Origin of the sequence: Streptomyces fumanus (assembly GCF_014655295.1) — a bacterium.
In the GTDB taxonomy this organism is placed as follows: Bacteria; Actinomycetota; Actinomycetes; order Streptomycetales; family Streptomycetaceae; genus Streptomyces; species Streptomyces fumanus.
The window spans coordinates 78,920-99,466 of the sequence record NZ_BNBI01000007.1; the positions used below are offsets into that span (position 1 = coordinate 78,920).

Genomic DNA, 20,547 nt, shown 5'->3' on the forward strand with positions numbered 1-20,547 from the left:
GAACGGGTGACCATCGGGGGGCCGGAGGCCGTGGACCAGGCGTTGACCGGACGTTGAGCGAACGTTTTTCGCCGCCCGGCACCATGCTGTCCATGTACCTCGACACGATCACGCCGCCCGATCTCACCTGGCAGGAGCAGGCGTTGTGCGCGCAGACCGGGGCCGAGTTCTTCTTCCCCGAGCCCGGCAGCTCCGTGCGCGAGGCGAAGCGGATCTGCGGGCTGTGCCCGATCCGCTCCGCCTGCCTGGAGTTCGCCCTCGCCCACGACGAGCGCTTCGGCGTCTGGGGCGGGCTGTCGGAGAAGGAACGCCAGGCCCTGCGCCGCACCGCGCCCTGACCCCCGGGGCCGGGCGCGGTGCGGGCGGCGGCGGTCAGCCCGCGGCGCGGGCCGCCATCCGCGCCTTGCGGGCGGCCAGCTTCTCGTCGAACTTGGCGGCCTCGGCGTCCAGGCCGTTCATGAACAGGCCCAGTTCCTCCTGCGCCTTGAGGCCCTCGGGGCCGAGCCCGTCGATCTCCATGATCTTCAGGAAGCGCAGCACCGGCTGGAGCACGTCGTCGTGGTGGATGCGCAGGTTGTAGACCTCGCCGATGGCCATCTGGGCGGCGGCCCGCTCGAAGCCGGGGATGCCGTGGCCGGGCATCCGGAAGTTGACCACCACGTCCCGCACCGCCCGCATGGTCAGGTCGGGGGCGATCTCGAAGGCCGCCTTGAGCAGGTTGCGGTAGAAGACCATGTGCAGGTTCTCGTCGGTCGCGATGCGGGCCAGCATGCGGTCGCAGACCGGGTCGCCGGACTGGTGGCCGGTGTTGCGGTGCGAGATGCGGGTGGCCAGCTCCTGGAAGGCGACGTAGGCGACCGAGTGCAGCATGGAGTGGCTGTTGTCCGACTCGAAGCCCTCGCTCATGTGGGCCATCCGGAACTGCTCCAGCTTGTCCGGGTCGACCGCGCGGGAGGCGAGCAGGTAGTCCCGCATCACGATGCCGTGCCGTCCCTCCTCCGCGGTCCAGCGGTGCACCCAGGTGCCCCAGGCGCCGTCGCGGCCGAAGAGGCTGGCGATCTCGTGGTGGTAGCTGGGCAGGTTGTCCTCGGTCAGCAGGTTCACCACCAGCGCGATCCGGCCGATCTCGGTGACCTGCGACTGCTCCTTCTCCCAGGGCTCGCCGTCCTCGAAGAAGCCGGGGAAGTTGCGGGCGTCGCTCCACGGGACGTACTCGTGGGGCATCCAGTCCTTGGCGACCGCCAGGTGCCGGTTCAGTTCCTTCTCGACCACTTCCTCCAGGGCGTACAGCAGCCGGGCGTCGGTCCAGGCGGAAGCGCTGCCGAGGTGCGGGGAAGCAAGGGTCACGAAAACTCCAGGGGGACATGCGACTGAGCGGAAAGCGTCCGGCGAGCGGTGCCGGGAACCTACGGAATCGTAGGCTACGTATCCGTAGGTTACGACACCGTAAGTTAAGGCGCGTGTAAAGCCCGCCGAACGGGCGATGAGTACCCGTCAGTCGCGCATTCGCACATGCGTTCCGACGTGGCGGCGACCACGCGCGCGGGGCCGGGTGACGGCACCTGTCCGCCGCCACCCGGCCCCGCGCGCACCGGCCCTCCGGGCTAGGCGGGTTCCGCCAGTGCCTCCGGTGTGGTCTCCCGGAGTTCGCCGTCCGCCAGCAGCAGCCAGCGGGTGATGCCGATCGACTCCAGGAACGGCAGGTCGTGGCTGGCCACCAGCAGCGCCCCCTGGTAGGACTCCAGGGCGGTGGTGAGCTGCCGGACGCTCGCCATGTCCAGGTTGTTGGTCGGCTCGTCCAGCATCAGCAACTGCGGCGCGGGCTCGGCCAGCATCAGCGCGGCCAGCGTCGCCCGGAACCGCTCGCCGCCGGAGAGCGTGGCCGCCTTCTGGTCGGCGCGGGCGCCCCGGAACAGGAAGCGGGCCAGTTGCGCCCGGATCCGGTTGTTGGTGGCGCCCGGCGCGAACCGGGCCACGTTCCGCGCGACGGACAGCTCGCCGTCGAGGATGTCGAGCCGCTGCGGCAGGAACCGCAGCGGCACGTGCGCCGTCGCCTCGCCGGAGAGCGGCTCCAGCTCCCCGGCGATGGTGCGCAGCAGCGTGGTCTTGCCCGCGCCGTTGCGCCCGACCAGCGCGATCCGCTCGGGGCCGTACAGATCGAGCCCTCCGCTCAGCCGGGCGCCGTAGGCCGGTTCCAGGTCGCGCAGGGTGAGCACGGACCGGCCCGAGGGGACGGCGGTGTGCGGCAGGTCGACGCGGATCTCGTCGTCGTCCCGTACCGCCTCCGCCGCCTCGTCGAGGCGCTCTTTGGCCTCGGCGAGCCGCTCCTCGTGCAGGATGCGGTGCTTGCCCGCGGACTCCTGGGCCGCGCGTCTGCGCGCCCCCATGACGATCTTCGGTTCGCGCTTCTGGTCGTACATCTTCTGGCCGTACCGCTTGCGGCGGGCCAGCTTGACCTGGGCCTCGGTCAGTTCGCGCTGCTGCTTGCGCAGGTCGGACTCGGCGACCCGGACCATCCGTTCGGCCGCCTCCTGCTCGACGGCGAGGGCCTCCTCGTACGCGGAGAAGTTGCCGCCGTACCAGACGATCTCGCCGGAGCGCAGATCGGCGATCTGGTCGACCAGGTCCAGCAGTTTCCGGTCGTGGCTGACCACGACCAGCACCCCGGACCAGGCGGTGACGGCGGCGTGCAGTCTGCGCCGGGCGTACAGGTCGAGGTTGTTGGTCGGTTCGTCCAGCAGCAGGATGTCGGGCCGGCGCAGCAGCAGCGCGGCCAGCCGCAGCAGCACCGACTCGCCGCCCGAGACCTCGCCGACGGTGCGGTCCAGGGTGAGGTGGCCGAGGCCCAGCTCGCCGAGCGTGGCGAGGGCGCGTTCCTCGACGTCCCAGTCGTCGCCGACGGTCTCGAAGTGTTTCTCGGCCGCGTCGCCCGCCTCGATGGCGTGCAGCGCGGCCCGCCGGTCGGCGATGCCGAGCGCCTCGTCGACGCGCAGGGCGGTGTCGAGGGTGACGTTCTGCGGGAGGTAGCCGACCTCGCCCTGGGCGCGGACGGTGCCGTCGGTCGGGCTGAGGTCACCGGCGAGGAGCCTCAACAAGGTGGATTTCCCGGACCCGTTGACGCCGACCAGGCCGGTCCGGCCGGGGCCGAAGGAGACGTCGAGGCCGTCGAGGACGGGGGTGCCGTCCGGCCAGGTGAAGGTGAGGGAGGTACAGCTCAGGGAAGCGGACACGGGGGCCTCCGCGGTTGCGTGGTGCGGTCAGGGGCAAACGCGTATCGAGACACCGCGGGACGGCGACCGTCGTGACGGACCGTGGCTCAGCCCGGAGGGAAGGAGGGCCCAGGAAAGACAGAAGCCCTGCTCGTCGGGGGGACGGCTCGAACGTCGAGGTCGCACGCGGCGCACACACCTGACCGGTGTGCGGCGGTGACTCAGGACCTCAGACGAGCAACGTCCTTCTCCGATCGACGACAACAGGACCCGACCACCGTAAAGAGGGACCGTGAGGGGTGTCAACCGGATTGCCGCCCGGTCCCGGTGTCCGAAGGAGGCTCCCGTGCCGCACGGCTCGCTCTCGCTGCCGGCCCGTCTGTGTCTGCTGGCGCCCGGCGCCCCGCCGCCGCACCGCCTGGTGCGCGCCGGTGCCCTCGCCGACCTGGCCCGGCGCGGTCTGCTCGTCGACGACGACGGCATCGCCACCCCGCTCGACCTGGACTCCCGTACCGGGGACGCGGTCCTGGACGGGCTGCTCGACCTGGTCCGCGAGTCACTGCCGCACGACTGGCGGACCTGGGTGCACCTGCGGGCCCGGCTCACCTACGACGCGGTCCGCGAGCAGTTGGTCGCGGAGGGGTGCCTGCGCGCGGAGAAGCGGCGGGTGCTCGGGGTGTTCCCGTCCGTGGAGTACGCCCTGGCGCGGCCGGAGGTCGTGGCGTCGGTGCGCGAGCGGGCGCGGGAGAGCCTGCACGGCCCGGCGCCGGCCGGCGCGGTGCCCGCCCGGGACGCGGCCGTCGCCGTGCTGGCCGCCGCCGCACGGGTGCGCGGGCTGGGCGCGGCGGGGGCGGGCCGGACGGCGGAGCTGCTCGACCGGGGCGCGGGGGCGCCCGGCGCCCGGCCGGTGCTGCGCACGCTGTGCGCGGCGGTGCGCGCGGCGCACACCGGGGAGACGGTCCCGGCGGCGGGCTGAGCCCGCCCCCGGCGCGGGACCGGTCAGCGGGTGCCGCGCAGCAGCTCCGCGAGGTCGTGGTCCAGGTCGAGGTGGAGGTGCTCCAGGCCGACCGGGACCAGCTCGCCGGTGGCCTCCAGGAAGCGGCGCAGCTCACCCGAGCGGACGTGGATCACGGCGGTGCCCTCGGGGGCGTGGAACTCCAGCACCGTGCGGTCGTAGCCGTAGGGCCGGACCCGTACGTCGCCGTGGCCCTCGGGCTCGTGCATCCCGGCGATGAGCAGTTCGCGCGAGAAGGTCCAGCAGACCTCCACGTTCTCCAGGGTGGCGGGGGCCGGGAAGGTCATCCGGACGGCGAACGGGTCGCGCCGGTCGTAGTGCAGCGTGGCGGGAATGTTCGGCATGCGGGGCGCGGCGGCGACGAGACGCGCCTCGACGGGCTGCTCGATGACGGTGGACAACACCTTGCTCCCTCGTGACGGCTGGACGGGCGTGGGCGGACGAGCGGACGATGTGGCGCACTGGGAGAGACGACGGAAGGAGCCGTTCCGTGCACCCGAACTCAGAGTGACCTCTGTCACCGCGTTCATTCACACCCGTGATGCCCGAGTGACATGTCTCTCCCCGGGCGCCGCGAACGGCACCACGAGCACCGACAGTTGGGCGGGGGATGAGCTGTTTGTCCGTAACCTGACGGTCCGTTCACCGAAGTGAACATCGCCGGACCCTGGCGGGTCCCGGCGGACCCGGGTGAACCGCCCTCGCGGCCCGCGCCCACCGGGTCGGCCGTAGGCTCGGGGCCACCATGACGACCGTACCGATCCCCGAGGGCTGGCCCACCACCGAGGAGCGCGCCCGCGCGGTGCAGGACGAACTGCGCGCGCGGCTGGTGCTCGACGAACCCGGCCCGCCGCCCGGCACCGGGCACGTGACCGGGGTCGACGTGGCCTACGACGACGCCCGCGACGTGGTCGCCGCGGCGGCCGTCGTGCTGGACGCGGCGAGCCTGGCCGTCGTCGCCGAGGCCACCGCCGTCGGCCGGATCTCCTTCCCGTACGTGCCCGGCCTGCTGGCCTTCCGGGAGCTGCCGACCGTCCTCGCCGCCCTGGCGGCGCTGCCCGTCCCGCCCGGCCTGGTGGTCTGCGACGGCTACGGCCTCGCCCACCCGCGCCGGTTCGGCCTCGCCGCCCATCTAGGCGTGCTCACCGGGCTGCCGGTCTTCGGCGTCGCCAAGAACCCGTTCGCCTTCACCCACGAGGACCCGGCCGCGCCGCGCGGCAGCGCCGCCCCGCTGCTCGCGGACGGCGAGGAGGTCGGCCGCGCGCTGCGCACCCGGGACGGGGTGAAGCCGGTCTACGTCTCCGTCGGCCACCGGGTGAGCCTGGACAACGCCTGCGCGCACACCCTCGCCCTCACCCCCGCCTACCGGCTGCCCGAGACCACCCGCCGGGCGGACGCCCTGTGCCGGGCGGCCCTGCGCGAGGCCACCCGTGCGGTCTGAGTAGCTGTACGGATGTGCGGTCCGCGCCCCGGCCGACAGGGTGGGCCGCATGACCACGCGCCGAGCCCCGAAGCCCCCCGTCCGCGCCGTCCGCCCCGCCGGGGCGGTGACGGTCGGCCTGCTCCTCGCCGTGCTCGCCGGCGTGGGCTGGCTCGCCGGGATGATCTGGACCATCGCCGGGTGGGCGGGCTGACCGGGCGCACCGCACGCGCCGCGACCGGGTCCCCCGGTGGCGGCGCACCGCACGCGCCGTGACCCCCGGTGGGCGCGCTGACCGGCCGTACCCACGCGCCGTGACCGGTCCCCCCGGCTAGCGTGAGGAGAGCGGGCGGACCGGCGGCCCCGTACGGCATCCTTGGCCAAGCGCTTGCTCATTCGGTCCGGCGCGACCCTTGTGCGGACCGGAACACGTTCCTAACATCACCGGTGTTACATCGATGGTGTCACAGACTGGGGACCCGATGACCACGGCGACGACGCCCCCGCACGGTCCGCTCACCGGCGTGCGCGTGGTCGAGCTGGCCGGCATCGGGCCCGGCCCCTTCGCGGCGATGCTCCTGGCCGACCTCGGCGCCGATGTCGTCCGGGTGGACCGCCCCGGCGGCCCGGGGCTCGGCATCGACCCGGCCCACGACCTCACCAACCGCAACAAGCGCTCGGTGCTCGTCGACCTCAAGGACCCCGACGGCCCCGCCCGCGTCCTCGGCCTCGCCGCCCGCGCCGACATCCTGATCGAGGGCTACCGCCCCGGCGTCGCCGAACGCCTCGGCGTCGGCCCCGGACCCTGCCGCGCCCGCAACCCCCGCCTGGTCTACGGCCGGATGACCGGCTGGGGCCAGCACGGTCCCCTCGCCGCCCGGGCCGGCCACGACATCGGGTACATCGCGCTCACCGGCGCCCTCGGCCTGATCGGCGACCCCGACCGCCCGCCGCCGGCCCCCGCCAACCTGCTCGGCGACTACGCGGGCGGCTCCCTCTACCTGGTCGTCGGCGTCCTCGCCGCCCTGCACCACGCGCGGGCCACCGGCACCGGACAGGTGGTCGACGCCGCCGTCGTGGACGGCACCGCGCACCTGACCACGATGCTCCACGGAATGCTCGCGGCCGGGCACTGGCAGGACCGGCGCGGCGCCAACCTGCTGGACGGAGGCTGCCCGTTCTACGGCACCTACGAGACCGCCGACGGCCGCCACATCGCGGTCGGCGCCCTGGAACAGCGGTTCTACGACGAGTTCCTGGACCGGCTCGGCATCGCGGACACCGCCCCGCCCCGCGACGACCCCGCCCGCTGGGCCGAGCTGCGCGCGGCGATCGCCGCCCGCTTCCGCACCCGCACCCGGGACGCGTGGGCGGCCGTCTTCGCGGACTGCGACGCCTGCGTCGCCCCCGTCCTCACCCTCGGCGAGGCCCCGCACCACCCGCACCTCGCCGCCCGCGCCACCTTCACCGACCACGGCGGCCGCCCCCAGCCCGCCCCCGCGCCCCGCTTCTCCGCGACCCCGACCGCCGTCCGCACCGGCCCCGCCCGGCCCGGCGCCGACACCGAGGCCGTCGCCCGCGACTGGGACGTCCCCGCCCTCGACCCCCCGAACCCTCAGCGAAAGGCCGGCCAGTGACCACCGAAGCGTATGTGTACGACGCGATCCGCACCCCGCGCGGACGCGGCAAGGCCACCGGGGCCCTGCACGGCACCAAGCCCGTCGACCTGGTCGTCGGGCTCATCCACGAGATCCGCGCCCGCTTCCCCGGCCTGGACCCGGCCGCCGTGGACGACATCGTGCTGGGCGTGGTCGGCCCGGTCGGCGACCAGGGCTCCGACATCGCCCGGATCGCCGCCATCGCCGCCGGGCTGCCCGACACCGTGGCCGGCGTCCAGGAGAACCGCTTCTGCGCCTCGGGTCTGGAGGCCGTCAACCTGGCCGCCGCCAAGGTCCGCTCCGGCTGGGAGGACCTGGTCCTCGCGGGCGGCGTCGAGTCCATGTCCCGGGTGCCGATGGCCTCCGACGGCGGCGCCTGGTTCAACGACCCGATGACCAACCTCGCGACGAATTTCGTCCCGCAGGGCATCGGGGCCGACCTGATCGCCACCATCGAGGGCTTCTCGCGCCGGGACGTGGACGAGTACGCGGCCCTCTCCCAGGAGCGGGCGGCCACCGCCTGGAAGGAGGGCCGCTTCGAGCGGTCCGTCGTGCCGGTGAAGGACCGCAGCGGCCTGACCGTCCTCGACCACGACGAGCACCTCCGGCCCGGCACCACCGCCGACTCCCTCGCCAAGCTCAAGCCGTCCTTCGCGGACATCGGCGAACTCGGCGGCTTCGACGCCGTGGCGCTGCAGAAGTACCACTGGGTCGAGAAGATCGACCACGTCCACCACGCGGGCAACTCCTCCGGCATCGTGGACGGCGCCGCCCTGGTCGCCATCGGCAGCAAGGAGACCGGCGAGCGGTACGGCCTCACCCCGCGCGCCCGGATCGTCTCCGCCGCCGTCTCCGGCTCCGAGCCCACCATCATGCTCACCGGGCCCGCCCCCGCCACCCGCAAGGCGCTCGCCAAGGCCGGGCTGACCATCGACGACATCGACCTGGTCGAGATCAACGAGGCGTTCGCCGCGGTCGTCCTGCGCTTCGTCAAGGACATGGGCCTGAGCCTGGACAAGGTCAACGTCAACGGCGGCGCCATCGCGCTCGGCCACCCCCTCGGCGCCACCGGCGCGATGATCCTCGGCACCCTCGTCGACGAACTGGAGCGCCAGGACAAGCGGTACGGCCTCGCCACCCTGTGCGTGGGCGGCGGCATGGGCATCGCCACCGTCGTCGAACGCCTCTGACCCCCTCCCGACGGGCCATACGGACCACACGGACCACACGGATCACCTGGAGCGCCCCCTCATGAGCACCGAGTCCACCGCCATCCGCTGGGAGCGGGACGACACCGGCGTCGTCACCCTCGTCCTGGACGACCCGGACCAGTCCGCCAACACCATGAACAAGGCGTTCCGCGAGTCCCTCGCGGCCGTCACCGACCGCCTGGAGGCCGAGCGGGACACCATCAGGGGCGTCATCGTCACCTCCGCCAAGAAGACCTTCTTCGCCGGCGGCGACCTGCGCGACCTGATCCGCGTCACCCCCGACACCGCCCAGGAGCTCTTCGACGGCGGCCTGGCCGTCAAGCGGAACCTGCGCCGCATCGAGACCCTCGGCAAGCCCGTCGTCGCCGCCATCAACGGCGCCGCCCTGGGCGGCGGCTACGAGATCGCCCTGGCCTGCCACCACCGCGTCGCCCTGGACGCCCCCGGCTCCAAGATCGGCCTGCCCGAGGTCACCCTCGGCCTGCTCCCCGGGGGCGGCGGCGTGGTGCGCACCGTCCGCCTGCTCGGCATCACCGACGCGCTGCTGAAGGTCCTCCTCCAGGGCACCCAGTACGCCCCGCGCCGCGCGGCCGACAACGGCCTGGTCGACGAGGTCGCCGACAGCCCCGAGGACCTGCTGGCCAGGGCCCGCGCCTTCATCGACGCCCACCCCGAGTCCGCCCAGCCCTGGGACCGGCCCGGCTACCGCATCCCCGGCGGCACCCCCAGCGACCCCCGGTTCGCCGCCAACCTGCCCGCCTTCCCGGCCACCCTGCGCAAGCAGACGAACGGCGCCCCCTACCCGGCGCCGCGCCGCATCATGGCCGCCGCCGTCGAGGGCGCCCAGGTCGACTTCGACACCGCCCAGGTCATCGAGGCCCGGTACTTCGTGGAGCTGGCCGCCGGCCAGATCTCCAAGAACATGATCCAGGCGTTCTTCTTCGACCTCCAGGCCGTCAACTCCGGCGCCAACCGCCCCCAGGGCGTCGAGCCCCGCCAGGTCCGCAAGGTAGCCGTCCTCGGCGCCGGGATGATGGGCGCCGGCATCGCCTACGCGTGCGCCCGCGCGGGCATCGACGTCGTCCTGAAGGACGTGTCGCTGGAGGCCGCCGTCAAGGGCAGGGCGTACTCCGAGAAGCTGTGCGCCAAGGCCGTCGCCAAGGGACGTACCACCCGGGAGAAGGCCGACGCGCTGCTCGCCCGGATCACCCCGACCGCCGAGGCCGCCGACCTGGCCAACTGCGACGCGGTGATCGAGGCGGTGTTCGAGGACACCTCGCTCAAGCACAAGGTGTTCCAGGAGATCGAGCAGGTCGTCGCGCCCGACGCGCTGCTCTGCTCCAACACCTCCACCCTGCCCATCACCGCCCTCGCCGAGGGCGTCGAACGCCAGGCCGACTTCATCGGGCTGCACTTCTTCTCGCCCGTCGACAAGATGCCGCTGGTCGAGATCATCAAGGGCGAGCGGACCGGTGACGAGGCCCTCGCCCGCGCCTTCGACCTGGTGCGGCAGATCAACAAGACGCCGATCGTCGTCAACGACAGCCGCGGCTTCTTCACCTCCCGGGTGATCGGCCACTTCCTCAACGAGGGCGTCGCCATGGTCGGCGAGGGCATCGAGCCCGCCTCGGTGGAGCAGGCGGCGGCCCAGGCGGGCTACCCGGCCAAGGTGCTCAGCCTGATGGACGAGCTGACGCTCACCCTCCCGCGCAAGATCCGCCAGGAGACCCGCCGGGCCGTCGAGGAGGCGGGCGGCACCTGGACCGCGCACCCCGCCGAGGCGGTCATCGACCGCATGGTCGACGAGTTCGGCCGCCCCGGCCGCAGCGGCGGCGCCGGCTTCTACGCGTACGACGAGGACGGCAAGCGGGCGGGCCTGTGGCCCGGGCTGCGCGAGCACTTCACCCGGCCCGGCCACGAGATCCCGTTCCGGGACATGCAGGAGCGGATGCTGTTCGCCGAGGCGCTGGACACCGTACGGCTGCTGGAGGAGGGCGTGCTCACCTCCGTCGCCGACGCCAACATCGGGTCGCTCTTCGGCATCGGCTTCCCGGGCTGGACCGGCGGCGTCCTGCAGTACATCAACGGCTACGAGGGCGGGCTGCCGGGCTTCGTCGCCCGCGCGCGGGAGCTGGCCGACCGCTACGGCGAGCGGTTCGCGCCGCCCGCGCTGCTGGTGGCGAAGGCCGAGCGCGGGGAGGTCTTCACCGACGGCCGCTGAGGCCGCTCACTCGCTCTCGTCGAGCCACTCCCGCAGCTCCTGGCGCAGCGACCGCTGGAAGCTCGTCAGCAGCGCCTGCACCACCAGCGGGTGCATGTGCGCGGACAGGGACCTCACGTCCCGGGTGTCCCGCTCGGCGACCGCGTCGCGCAGCAGCCGCGACAGCTCCCGGGCGGCGGCCCGGGAGTGCTCCAGGAGCGCGGCGCGGGCGGCGAGCAGCGTCTCGTGGGACAGGGGGACGTCGAGCAGTTCGACACCGAGCCCGAGCAGCCCGGTGTCGACGTGGAAGACGTCCCCGTCGCGGGTGAGCACCTCCATCGCGGCGAGCCGCGCCACGTCCTCCCCGGACAGCGGCCGGCCCGCCCGCCGCTCCAGTTCCGCCCGGTCGACCGCCTCCACCGTCTCCGGCGCCCAGGAGGCGACCACCGCGCGGTGGATCGCCAGGTCGTGCGCGCTCAGACCGGGCGGGAGCCGCCCCAGGTGGCGTTCGATCCCGGCCAGCGTCATGCCCTGGCGCTGGAGTTCCTCGATCAGCGCCAGCCGGGCCAGGTGCTCCCGGCCGTAGCGCCCCACCCGGCGCGGACCGATCACCGGCGGGGGCAGCAGGCCCCGGGTGCCGTAGAAGCGGACCGTGCGCACCGTGACGCCGGCCCGCGCGGCCAGTTCGTCGATGGTGAGGGCCGGCTCGGTGTTCTCCGCGGCGTCGGTCGTCATGTGCAGCAGTATCGCTGTACCACCAGTGCTGTGACACCACTTGTGCACCGCGTGAAGGCGGGCGGCGGATCATGTGAGAAGTCACGCTCTGTGACATGGGCCACCGCGTGGGGACGCCGCGCCGTGGGAAGGTGCTGCCGTGGCCTGTGCCGTCGAACGCGGTACGGGTCACGGCACTGAACGGACGATCTGGGCGCACCCCGCCCGGGCGCACCAGAGAGTGGAACCACCCGTGAGCAAGGACGCCGTCGACACGGCACAGGTCGCCGACCACCCCCAGGCGACCGGGACGCCCGCGGACGCGGGCGACGCCGGTTACAGCAAGGACCTCAAGGCCCGCCACATCAACATGATCGCCATCGGCGGCGCGATCGGCACCGGCCTCTTCCTCGGCGCGGGCGGACGCCTGCACGACGCGGGCCCCGCGCTCGCGCTGGCCTACCTCGTCTGCGGCGTCTTCGCCTTCTTCGTCGTCCGGGCCCTGGGCGAGCTGGTGCTCTACCGGCCGTCCTCCGGCTCCTTCGTGTCCTACGCCCGCGAGTTCCTCGGCGAGAAGGGCGCGTACGTCGCCGGCTGGATGTACTTCCTGAACTGGTCGACGACCGGGATCGCCGACATCACCGCGATCGCCCTCTACACGCACTACTGGAGCCTGTTCACGCCGGTCCCGCAGTGGGTGCTGGCCCTGATCGCGCTCGCCGTGGTGCTGGCCGTGAACCTCATCTCGGTGAAGATCTTCGGCGAGATGGAGTTCTGGTTCGCGATCATCAAGGTCGCCACCCTGGTCGCCTTCATGCTGGTCGGCGTCTTCCTGCTGGCCACCCAGCACGAGGTGGGCGGCCACACCCCCGGCCTGGCCATGATCACCGACCACGGCGGCGTCTTCCCGCACGGCGTGATGCCGGTCGTCCTGGTCATGCAGGGCGTGATCTTCGCGTACGCCGCCCTGGAGCTGGTCGGCGTCGCCGCGGGCGAGACCGCCGAGCCGCACAAGGTCGTCCCGCGCGCGGTGAACTCCATCATGTGGCGCGTCGCCCTGTTCTACGTCGGCTCGGTCGTCCTGCTGGCCCTGCTGCTGCCCGGCTCGCTCTACTCGGGCGACCAGAGCCCCTTCGTCACCGTCCTGTCGAAGATCGGCGTCCCGGCGGCCGGCGATGTGATGAACCTGGTCGTGCTCACCGCCGCGATGTCCTCGCTGAACTCCGGCCTGTACTCCACCGGCCGCATCCTGCGCTCCATGGCGATGGCGGGCTCCGCGCCCAAGTTCACCCGGGTGATGAACCGCAGCCAGGTCCCCTACGGCGGCATCCTGCTGACCTGCGGGATCTGCGTCCTGGGCGTCGGCCTGAACTACCTGGTGCCCAGCCAGGCGTTCGAGATCGTGCTGAACGTGGCCTGCCTCGGCATCGTCGCCACCTGGGTGATCATCATGCTCTGCCACCTGGTCTTCGTCCGCCGCGCCCGGGCCGGCCTGCTCACCCGCCCGCGCTTCCGTCTGCGCGGCAGCCCGGTCACGGAGCTGGCCACCGTCGCCTTCCTGCTGGCCTGCCTCGGCATGATGTGGAACGACCCCGACGTCGGCCGCAAGACCCTGCTGCTCATCCCGGTCGTCGCGGTGATGCTGGTGGCCGGCTGGTACGGCATCCGGCACCGGGTCGGCAAGTCCGCGCGGTAGCCCCCGGGGGCGGCCCCCTGCTGCGGGACAGCCGGGCACCGTAGGGTCCCGTGCCTGTCAGTCTGACGCGCGGGACGGCCACCCCTGACCGGGCCACCTCCCGGCACGGCGGCCACCGCCCCCGCAGGAAAGCCGGTGACCACCGGCCTCCCGCGCCGCCCCGTACCGGGTCCGGGGCGCCCGGGGGCCGCCGGACCACCCGCCGGGGGAGCGGGCCCTCCCCGTCCCCGACGCCGTCGACCGGACCGGCCCCCCGCCTCGGCCGGCCGCGACCGCACGCCGGGTCAGCCGGTGATCAGCCCCGCTGCCTCCCGCGCGCAGCCCCAGGCCACCGTGACGCCCGCGCCGCCGTGGCCGTAGTTGTGGACCAGGAGGCGCCCGTCGGGCAGCACCTCGCGCTCCAGCCGTACCGCGTGCCGGACCGGACGCAGACCCACCCGGTGCTCCAGCACCCGCGCCCCGGCGATCTGCGGCCACAGTGCCGCGCACCGCCGGACGATCGCCGCCGACCGCGCCGGGTCCGGCTCCGGCGACCACACGTCCTCCTCCGCCGTGCCGCCCAGCAGCAGACGGTCACCGTGCGGGAAGACGTACGCCATCTCCCCGCTCGCGGGGTCGGTGGAGACGGCCCAGGTGCGGATGCCGGGGTTCTCGACCACCACCACCTGCCCGCGCACCGACCGCACCGACGGGTCCGGTACGAGACCCCGCGCGCCGGTCCCCGTGCAGTTGACCACGACCGGCGCGGCCGGCTCCGTGAGCCGCTCGACCGCCCGGATCCCGACCGAGCCGCCCGCCGCCGCCAGTTGCTCCCGCAGCCACGGCAGATGAATCGACATGTCGATCAGCGGCAGTTGCGCCCACAGCCCCGACCCGCGGTACTCCCCGGCCGTCGCCGCCCGCAGCCCCGGCAGCCGGGCCGCCGCCCACCCGTCGACCTCGTCCCGGCCGGTCTCGCCCAGCACCCCCTCGACCAGACGGACACCGGTCCGCTCCGGCCGCCCGGCCAGCTCCTCGTACACGTCGAGCGAGCGCAGCGCCCACGCCCGCGCCGCTTCCAGCGGTGCTATCCGGTAGGGCCACCACAGCGCGCCCGCCACCGCCGAGGTGGTGCGCTCCGCGGGCTCGCGCGTCCACACCCGCACCCGGGCCCCGCGCTCGGCGAGGACCACGGCCGTGGTCAGCCCGATCACCCCGCCGCCGACCACGACGACGTCACTGTCCCGTCCGTTCTCCACACGCGGACCGTAGCGGAAGACGCCGCACGGCAACCCGGCCCGGCCCGGTCGGCCTCGGTCCGCTCCGGCCCCGCGCCGCCCACTAGGATCGACGCCCTGATGACTGCCACCCTCGTCGCCAAGAACCTCGCCGCCGGCCACGGCGACCGCTCCCTGTTCGCCGGGCTCGACCTCGTCGTCGCCCCCGGTGACGTGATCGGCCTGGTCGGGGCCAACGGCGCCGGCAAGTCCACGCTGCTGCGGATGCTCGCCGGGCTCACCCCGCCGGAACAGGGCGAGCTGCGCCTGTCCCCGCCCGCCGCCACCGTCGGCCACCTCCCGCAGGAGCCCGAGCGCAGGCCCGGCGAGACGGTCCGCGCGTTCCTCGCCCGCCGCACCGGCGTCGCCGAGGCCCAGCGGACGATGGACGACGCGACCCAGGCCCTGGTCGACGGCGCGCCCGGCGCCGACGACGCCTACGCCACCAGCCTGGAACGCTGGCTGGCGCTCGGCGGCGCCGACCTCGACGAGCGCGCCGAGGAGGTGGCCGGCGCCCTCGGCCTCACCGTCGGCCTCGACCAGCCGATGACCGCCCTCTCCGGCGGCCAGGCGGCCCGGGCCGGCCTCGCCTCCCTGCTCCTGTCCCGCTACGACGTCTTCCTCATCGACGAGCCGACCAACGACCTCGACCTGGACGGCCTGGAACGCCTCGAACGGTTCGTCACCGGCCTGCGCGCCGGCACGGTCGTCGTCAGCCACGACCGCGAGTTCCTCGCCCGCACCGTCACCAAGGTCCTCGAACTCGACCTCGCCCAGCAGCGGATCAACCTCTACGGCGGCGGCTACGACGCCTACCTGGAGGAACGCGAGGTGGCCCGCCGGCACGCCCGGGACGAGTACGAGGAGTACGCCGACAAGCGCGCCGCCCTCCAGGACCGCGCCCAGATGCAGCGCTCCTGGATGGACAAGGGCGTCAAGAACGCCCGGCGCAAGGCGGGCGACGACAACGACAAGATCGGCCGCAAGTTCCGCAGCGAGGCCAGCGAGAAGCAGGCCGCCAAGGCCCGCCAGACCCAGCGCATGATCGAACGCCTGGAGACCGTGGAGGAGCCCCGCAAGGAGTGGGAGCTGCGGATGGAGATCGCGGCGGCCCCGCGCTCCGGCGCCGTCGTCGCCACGCTGCGGGACGCCGAGGTGCGGCGCGGCGGCTTCACGCTCGGCCCGGTCTCCCTCCAGGTCGACTGGGCCGACCGGATCGCGGTCACCGGCGCCAACGGCTCGGGCAAGTCCACCCTGCTCGGCGCGCTGCTGGGCCGGGTCCCGCTGGACGCCGGGCACGCCTCGCTCGGCTCGGGCGTCCTGCTCGGCGAGGTCGACCAGGCGCGGCGGCTGTTCCACGGCCCCGAGGCGCTGCTCGACGCGTTCCAGCGGGCCACCCCGGAGACCGAACCGGCCGAGATCCGCACCCTGCTGGCCAAGTTCGGCCTGAAGGCGCACCATGTGCTGCGCCCGGCGGCCACCCTCTCCCCGGGCGAACGCACCCGCGCCGCGCTCGCCCTCCTCCAGGGCCGGGGCGTCAACCTCCTCGTCCTGGACGAGCCGACCAACCACCTCGACCTGCCGGCCATCGAACAACTGGAGTCGGCCCTCGACGCCTACGAGGGCACGCTCCTCCTCGTCACCCACGACCGCCGGATGCTCGGCACGGTCCGCCTGACCCGCCACCTCGACGTGACCGACGGCAAGGTGACGGAACGCTGACCCCCGGGCCCGGCTAGGCCAGCCCGGCCCGGCGCAGCGCGTCGGCCATCGCCCCGCTGCCCGCGGGCGCCGCCGGCTTGCCCTTGCCGCCGGGGGCCGGCCGCTGCCTGGGGGCCCGCTTGCCCCGGCCCTCCCGGGGCTGCTCCCGGGCCGCCGCCTCGTCGTCCAGGCGCAGCGTCAGCGAGATCCGCTTGCGCGGGATGTCGACGTCCAGCACCTTCACCTTCACGATGTCCCCGGGCTTCACCACGTCCCGGGGGTCCTTCACGAACGTCTTCGACATCGCGGACACGTGCACCAGCCCGTCCTGGTGCACACCGACGTCCACGAACGCCCCGAACGCCGCGACGTTGGTCACGACCCCCTCCAGCACCATCCCGGCCGCGAGGTCGGAGATCTTCTCCACGCCCTCCTTGAAGGTGGCCGTCCGGAACGCCGGCCGGGGGTCGCGCCCCGGCTTCTCCAGCTCCTTGAGGATGTCCGTGACCGTGGGCAGACCGAAGGTGTCGTCCACGAAGTCCGCCGGCCGCAGCGACCGCAGCACCGAGGTGTTCCCGATCAGCGAGGCGACCTCCTGCCCGGTGGTCTTCACCATCCGCCGGACCACCGGGTACGCCTCGGGGTGCACGCTGGAGGCGTCCAGCGGGTCGTCGCCGCCCCGGATCCGCAGGAAGCCCGCGCACTGCTCGTACGCCTTCGGACCGAGCCGGGAGACCTTCTTCAGCTCGCCGCGGGACCGGAACGGCCCGTGCGCGTCGCGGTGCGCCACGATGTTCTCGGCGAGCCCGGAGGTGATGCCGGAGACCCGGGCGAGCAGCGGCGCGGAGGCGGTGTTGACGTCCACCCCGACGCCGTTCACACAGTCCTCGACCACCGCGTCCAGCGACCGGGACAGCTTCACCTCGGACAGGTCGTGCTGGTACTGGCCGACCCCGATCGACTTGGGGTCGATCTTGACCAGTTCGGCCAGCGGGTCCTGGAGCCGGCGGGCGATGGAGACCGCGCCGCGCAGCGACACGTCCATGTCGGGCAGCTCCTGGGAGGCGAAGGCGGAGGCCGAGTACACGGACGCGCCCGCCTCGGAGACCATCACCTTCGTCAGCTTCAGCTCCGGGTGCTTGGCGATCAGTTCCCCGGCGAGCTTGTCGGTCTCGCGGGAGGCCGTGCCGTTGCCGATCGCGATCAGCTCGACCGCGTGCTCCTTCGCCAGCTTGGCGAGCTTGGCGATCGCCTCGTCCCACCGGTTGGCGGGGACGTGCGGGTGGATCACATCGGTGGCGACGACCTTGCCGGTGGCGTCCACGACGGCCACCTTCACGCCCGTACGGAAGCCGGGGTCCAGGCCGAGCGTGGCGCGGGTGCCGGCCGGGGCGGCCAGCAGCAGGTCGCGCAGGTTGGCCGCGAACACCTCGACCGCCTCGTCCTCGGCGGCCGTGCGCAGCCGCAGCCGCAGGTCGATGCCGAGGTGAACCAGGATGCGGGTGCGCCAGGCCCAGCGGACCGTGTCCAGCAGCCACTTGTCGCCGGGCCGGCCGCGGTCGCCGATGCCGAACCGGTGCGCGACGATCCCCTCGTACGAGGAGGGCCCGTCGGTGGGCTCCTCGGGCTCCAGGACCAGGTCGAGGACGTCCTCCTTCTCGCCGCGCAGCATCGCCAGGACGCGGTGCGAGGGCAGCGCGGTGAACGGCTCGGAGAAGTCGAAGTAGTCGGCGAACTTGGCGCCCGCCTCCTCCTTGCCCTCCTTCACCTTGGCGGTCAGCCGCCCGCGCTGCCACATCCGCTCGCGCAGCTCACCGATCAGGTCGGCGTCCTCGGCGAACCGCTCGGTGAGGATCGCCCGGGCTCCGTCCAGGGCCGCCTGCGGATCGGCCACGCCCTTGCTCGCGTCGACGAACGCGGCGGCCGCGGCGAGGGGCTGGACGGACGGGTCGGTGAGCAGCCCCTCGGCCAGCGGCTCCAGCCCGGCCTCCCGGGCGATCTGCGCCTTCGTACGCCGCTTGGGCTTGTAGGGGAGGTAGATGTCCTCCAAGCGGGCCTTGGTCTGCGCGCCGCGGATCCGGGCCTCCAGCTCCGCGGTGAGCTTGCCCTGCTCGCGCACCGAGTCGAGCACGGCCGTCCGCCGGTCCTCCAGCTCCCGCAGGTAGCGCAGCCGCTCCTCGATCGCGCGCAGTTGCGCGTCGTCGAGCATCTCGGTCGCTTCCTTGCGGTAGCGGGCGATGAAGGGCACCGTCGAGCCGCCGTCGAGCAGCTCCACCGCGGCCTTCACCTGCCGCTCCCGTACGCCGAGTTCCCCGGCGATCCTGCCTTCGATGGACCTGGTGTCGATCGACTCGGGTGTCGTCACGATCCCGTACCGCCTTCTCACTGAGGTTGCGCGGCAATTGTGGCAGGTCGCACCGACAACCGGGGATCAGGTCGGGACGGGGGCCCGGCGGGTCAGGCGCGGTGGCCGCGGGCCGAACCGGACGCCCCGCCGAACAGCCGGGCCAGGGCGCGGAACGGCAGGGTGACGACGGTGGCGACGGCGCCGCCGATCTGACGCAGCACGTCTGCGATGGCACGGAACACGAGAGCCTCCCTTGTCCTTGGCCGGCCGGTCGGCCGGCACAGTACGGGTACCTCGGGAACGGCCCGGCATGCCCGGCCGGCCCGCGCCGCCCCGCCGTCAGCCCTTGCCGAACAGGTCCGCGGGGAAGGCGCCGGCGGCGACCGCGGTGCGCGCGAAGGCCGTCGCGAGTTCGGTCAGCCGGGCCACGCCCGCCGCGCCGAGGTGCTCGTAGGGGGCCGTGTCCAGCCGGTCCGTCTCCTCCTCGATCTCCGCGCGCAGCGCCGCGCCCCGCTCGGTCAGCTCCCCGTCGGCGTCGAGCAGCCCGCGTTCGCGCAGCCTCCCGGCCGCCGCGTCCCACTCGCCGGCGGACCAGCCCCGGGTGCGCAGCACCCACTTGGGGGCCAGACCCCGGCCGGTCGCGGTGTGCGTCACCAGCGCCTCCAGGCCGTCCAGTCCGGCGGCCGTCAGCACGGCGAGGTGCCCGTCGCCGCGGTGCTCGCGCAGCAGGGTGGCGGCGTGCCAGTACGCCAGGTGCGGCTCCTCGGGCACCGGCAGGTCGGCGTGGGCGGAGTACAGCGGCCGGGCCGGGCGCGCACAGGCTTCGCAGGCCCGCAGCGCCAGCTCGGCGGCCTCCGCCAGCTCCGCCGAGGCCAGGACCCGCGCGCCCAGCAGGCGGCGCAGGGTCGCGTCGACGGCACGCGCGCGTGCCGCCAGCACCTCCGGCGGGCGGGCGGTCTCCCAGACGGCCGGTACGTGCCGGGCGACCAGGTCGTACTTGTAGTTGTAGAAGGTCGCCGTCACCGTGCCCGGGCCGACCGGGCCCAGCGCGGCGGCCCGCGCCGCGAAGTTCACGGCCCGCGGGTCGGTGATCCCGAGCGCGCCCAGTTCGCGGTCGAGGTCGGGGGAGAAGTAGTGCGTCGAGTGCAGCGTGTTGAGGGCGTTGTGGCAGCGGCGGCCCGGGCGCCGGTCGATCGCGGCAGTCGTCATGCCGGGCACGTTAGCAACCGCTCAGTATGTGCGCGACGCCCTGGCCGGGATCAGACCGGCCCGTTCCAGGTGAAGCGCGGCGCCCGGCACTCCAGGAAGGCGGCCACGCCCTCGGCGGTGTCGCCGCTGCCGCGCGCCTGGGCGGCCCAGTACGCGTCCCGGCCGGTGCGCCCGTCCGCGAACTCCTTCGCCGCGGCCTGGGTCAGCGCCGAGCGGGAGACCAGGACCCGGGTGAACTCCTCGACCCGTTCCGCCAGTTCCCCGGCGGGCAGCACCTCGTCGACCAGCCCGGTGCGCAGCGCCCGCCCGGTGCCTATCAACTCGCCGGAGAACAGCAGGTACTTCGTGGCGGCCGGGCCCACCAGGGCGGCCAGCCGCCGGGTGGCGGAGGCCGGATAGACGACGCCCAGCCTGGCCGGGGTCACCCCGAACAGCGCGCCCTCCTCGGCGAACCGCAGATCGCAGGCGGCGGCGAGCTGGGTGCCGCCGCCCACGCAGTGCCCGCGGATCGCGGCCAGCGTCGGCTTGGGGAAGGCGGCCAGCGCCTCCTCCGCGGCCACCGCCAGGCGCTGCGCCTCCTCGGGCCCCTCGCGCAGCGTGGCGATGTCGGCCCCGGCGCAGAAGGTCCCGCCCGCGCCGGTGAGCACCAGCGCCCGCACCGCCGGGTCGGCCGCCAGGGCGTCGAGCAGCGGCGGCAGCGCCCGCCACATCGCGGCCGTCATGGCGTTGCGCTTGGCCGGACGGTCGATGACGACGGTGGCCACCGCGCCGGTGAGGTGATGCCGCAGCTCGGGCTCCATGCGCCGGGATGTTACCGGCCGGTCGGGAAGCCGGGGCCGGTAGCCGCCGGGCAGCGCGGGCAGAAGGGAACGCAGAGGGTACCCCGTGGGGGACGACGTCCGAGGAGGCGC

At 73.8% G+C, this 20,547-nt stretch carries 18 protein-coding genes; 9 read left to right on the forward strand and 9 right to left on the reverse strand.

The window, feature by feature from the left end; translation table 11 throughout:
- Positions 1-92 precede the first annotated feature (92 nt).
- A complete protein-coding gene (locus IE316_RS16785; RefSeq protein WP_190205164.1) occupies positions 93-338 on the forward strand; it encodes a WhiB family transcriptional regulator in 246 nt (81 codons plus the stop codon).
- A 34-nt stretch (positions 339-372) separates the two neighbouring features.
- On the opposite strand, the gene IE316_RS16790 is transcribed toward IE316_RS16785, so the two are convergent.
- Positions 373-1,347: an acyl-ACP desaturase gene (locus tag IE316_RS16790; protein ID WP_190205165.1), complete on the reverse strand. Its 975-nt coding sequence runs from the start codon at positions 1,345-1,347 to the stop codon at positions 373-375.
- A gap of 257 nt (positions 1,348-1,604) precedes the next feature.
- The gene (locus tag IE316_RS16795; RefSeq protein WP_190205166.1) at positions 1,605-3,230 is read right to left on the reverse strand and encodes an ABC-F family ATP-binding cassette domain-containing protein; all 1,626 of its coding nucleotides are present in this window, start codon (positions 3,228-3,230) and stop codon (positions 1,605-1,607) included.
- 325 nt (positions 3,231-3,555) lie between these two features.
- On the opposite strand from IE316_RS16795, the gene IE316_RS16800 reads away from it, so the two are divergent.
- Positions 3,556-4,185 (forward strand): GOLPH3/VPS74 family protein, encoded by a 630-nt coding sequence (locus IE316_RS16800; protein ID WP_190205167.1) that lies wholly within the window; start codon positions 3,556-3,558, stop codon positions 4,183-4,185.
- 23 nt (positions 4,186-4,208) lie between these two features.
- On the opposite strand, the gene ssgD is transcribed toward IE316_RS16800, so the two are convergent.
- Entirely contained in the window at positions 4,209-4,625 is a 417-nt protein-coding gene (gene ssgD, locus IE316_RS16805) for a spore wall synthesis regulator SsgD (RefSeq protein ID WP_190205168.1), read from the reverse strand.
- Between the two features lie 344 nt (positions 4,626-4,969).
- Here ssgD and IE316_RS16810 point away from each other — a divergent pair, with 344 nt between their 5' ends.
- The 5 genes from IE316_RS16810 to IE316_RS16830 all read left to right on the forward strand — a co-directional run bounded on the left by IE316_RS16810 (position 4,970) and on the right by IE316_RS16830 (position 10,734).
- Positions 4,970-5,665 carry an endonuclease V gene (locus IE316_RS16810; protein ID WP_190205169.1) on the forward strand — a complete coding sequence of 232 codons (696 nt, stop codon included), beginning with the start codon at positions 4,970-4,972 and terminating at the stop codon, positions 5,663-5,665.
- Positions 5,666-5,714: 49 nt separating this feature from the next.
- Complete coding sequence (gene mmpA, locus IE316_RS16815; protein ID WP_190205170.1) at positions 5,715-5,858, forward strand: morphogenic membrane protein MmpA; 144 nt, start codon at positions 5,715-5,717, stop codon at positions 5,856-5,858.
- A gap of 268 nt (positions 5,859-6,126) precedes the next feature.
- Complete coding sequence (locus tag IE316_RS16820) at positions 6,127-7,281, forward strand: CaiB/BaiF CoA transferase family protein (protein ID WP_190205171.1); 1,155 nt, start codon at positions 6,127-6,129, stop codon at positions 7,279-7,281.
- Complete coding sequence (locus IE316_RS16825; RefSeq protein WP_190205172.1) at positions 7,278-8,492, forward strand: acetyl-CoA C-acetyltransferase; 1,215 nt, start codon at positions 7,278-7,280, stop codon at positions 8,490-8,492. Before IE316_RS16820 ends, IE316_RS16825 begins: the two co-directional genes overlap by 4 nt.
- A 61-nt stretch (positions 8,493-8,553) precedes the next feature.
- Positions 8,554-10,734 (forward strand): 3-hydroxyacyl-CoA dehydrogenase NAD-binding domain-containing protein, encoded by a 2,181-nt coding sequence (locus IE316_RS16830; protein WP_190205173.1) that lies wholly within the window; start codon positions 8,554-8,556, stop codon positions 10,732-10,734.
- A gap of 6 nt (positions 10,735-10,740) precedes the next feature.
- On the opposite strand, the gene IE316_RS16835 is transcribed toward IE316_RS16830, so the two are convergent.
- Complete coding sequence (locus tag IE316_RS16835) at positions 10,741-11,448, reverse strand: MerR family transcriptional regulator (RefSeq protein WP_190205174.1); 708 nt, start codon at positions 11,446-11,448, stop codon at positions 10,741-10,743.
- Positions 11,449-11,680: 232 nt separating this feature from the next.
- Here IE316_RS16835 and IE316_RS16840 point away from each other — a divergent pair, with 232 nt between their 5' ends.
- Positions 11,681-13,123 (forward strand): amino acid permease, encoded by a 1,443-nt coding sequence (locus IE316_RS16840; RefSeq protein ID WP_190205175.1) that lies wholly within the window; start codon positions 11,681-11,683, stop codon positions 13,121-13,123.
- A 284-nt stretch (positions 13,124-13,407) separates the two neighbouring features.
- On the opposite strand, the gene IE316_RS16845 is transcribed toward IE316_RS16840, so the two are convergent.
- Positions 13,408-14,361, reverse strand: coding sequence for an FAD-dependent oxidoreductase (locus IE316_RS16845; protein WP_190205176.1), 954 nt, complete (start codon positions 14,359-14,361; stop codon positions 13,408-13,410).
- A gap of 99 nt (positions 14,362-14,460) precedes the next feature.
- On the opposite strand from IE316_RS16845, the gene IE316_RS16850 reads away from it, so the two are divergent.
- The gene (locus IE316_RS16850; protein ID WP_190205177.1) at positions 14,461-16,101 is read left to right on the forward strand and encodes an ABC-F family ATP-binding cassette domain-containing protein; all 1,641 of its coding nucleotides are present in this window, start codon (positions 14,461-14,463) and stop codon (positions 16,099-16,101) included.
- Between the two features lie 13 nt (positions 16,102-16,114).
- Here IE316_RS16850 and IE316_RS16855 read toward each other — a convergent pair whose 3' ends face one another.
- The 4 genes from IE316_RS16855 to IE316_RS16865 form a co-directional block, all read right to left on the reverse strand.
- Positions 16,115-18,445, reverse strand: a complete 2,331-nt coding sequence (locus IE316_RS16855) for a Tex family protein (RefSeq protein WP_190205178.1) — start codon at positions 18,443-18,445, stop codon at positions 16,115-16,117.
- Between the two features lie 92 nt (positions 18,446-18,537).
- Positions 18,538-18,669 (reverse strand): LPFR motif small protein, encoded by a 132-nt coding sequence (locus tag IE316_RS35960; RefSeq protein WP_268257645.1) that lies wholly within the window; start codon positions 18,667-18,669, stop codon positions 18,538-18,540.
- Between the two features lie 97 nt (positions 18,670-18,766).
- Positions 18,767-19,636 carry an SCO6745 family protein gene (locus IE316_RS16860; protein ID WP_190205179.1) on the reverse strand — a complete coding sequence of 290 codons (870 nt, stop codon included), beginning with the start codon at positions 19,634-19,636 and terminating at the stop codon, positions 18,767-18,769.
- 50 nt (positions 19,637-19,686) lie between these two features.
- Positions 19,687-20,436: an enoyl-CoA hydratase/isomerase family protein gene (locus tag IE316_RS16865; protein ID WP_190205180.1), complete on the reverse strand. Its 750-nt coding sequence runs from the start codon at positions 20,434-20,436 to the stop codon at positions 19,687-19,689.
- Positions 20,437-20,547 lie beyond the last annotated feature (111 nt).

Coding starts and splice junctions, on each gene's coding strand:
- IE316_RS16785 (WP_190205164.1), top strand. CDS start 93: ATGTACCTCGACACGATCACGCCGCCCGATCTCACCTGGCAGGAGCAG.
- IE316_RS16865 (WP_190205180.1), bottom strand. CDS start 20,436: ATGGAGCCCGAGCTGCGGCATCACCTCACCGGCGCGGTGGCCACCGTC.
- IE316_RS16835 (WP_190205174.1), bottom strand. CDS start 11,448: ATGACGACCGACGCCGCGGAGAACACCGAGCCGGCCCTCACCATCGAC.
- IE316_RS16820 (WP_190205171.1), top strand. CDS start 6,127: ATGACCACGGCGACGACGCCCCCGCACGGTCCGCTCACCGGCGTGCGC.
- IE316_RS16850 (WP_190205177.1), top strand. CDS start 14,461: ATGACTGCCACCCTCGTCGCCAAGAACCTCGCCGCCGGCCACGGCGAC.
- IE316_RS16830 (WP_190205173.1), top strand. CDS start 8,554: ATGAGCACCGAGTCCACCGCCATCCGCTGGGAGCGGGACGACACCGGC.
- IE316_RS16810 (WP_190205169.1), top strand. CDS start 4,970: ATGACGACCGTACCGATCCCCGAGGGCTGGCCCACCACCGAGGAGCGC.
- IE316_RS16860 (WP_190205179.1), bottom strand. CDS start 19,636: ATGACGACTGCCGCGATCGACCGGCGCCCGGGCCGCCGCTGCCACAAC.
- mmpA (WP_190205170.1), top strand. CDS start 5,715: ATGACCACGCGCCGAGCCCCGAAGCCCCCCGTCCGCGCCGTCCGCCCC.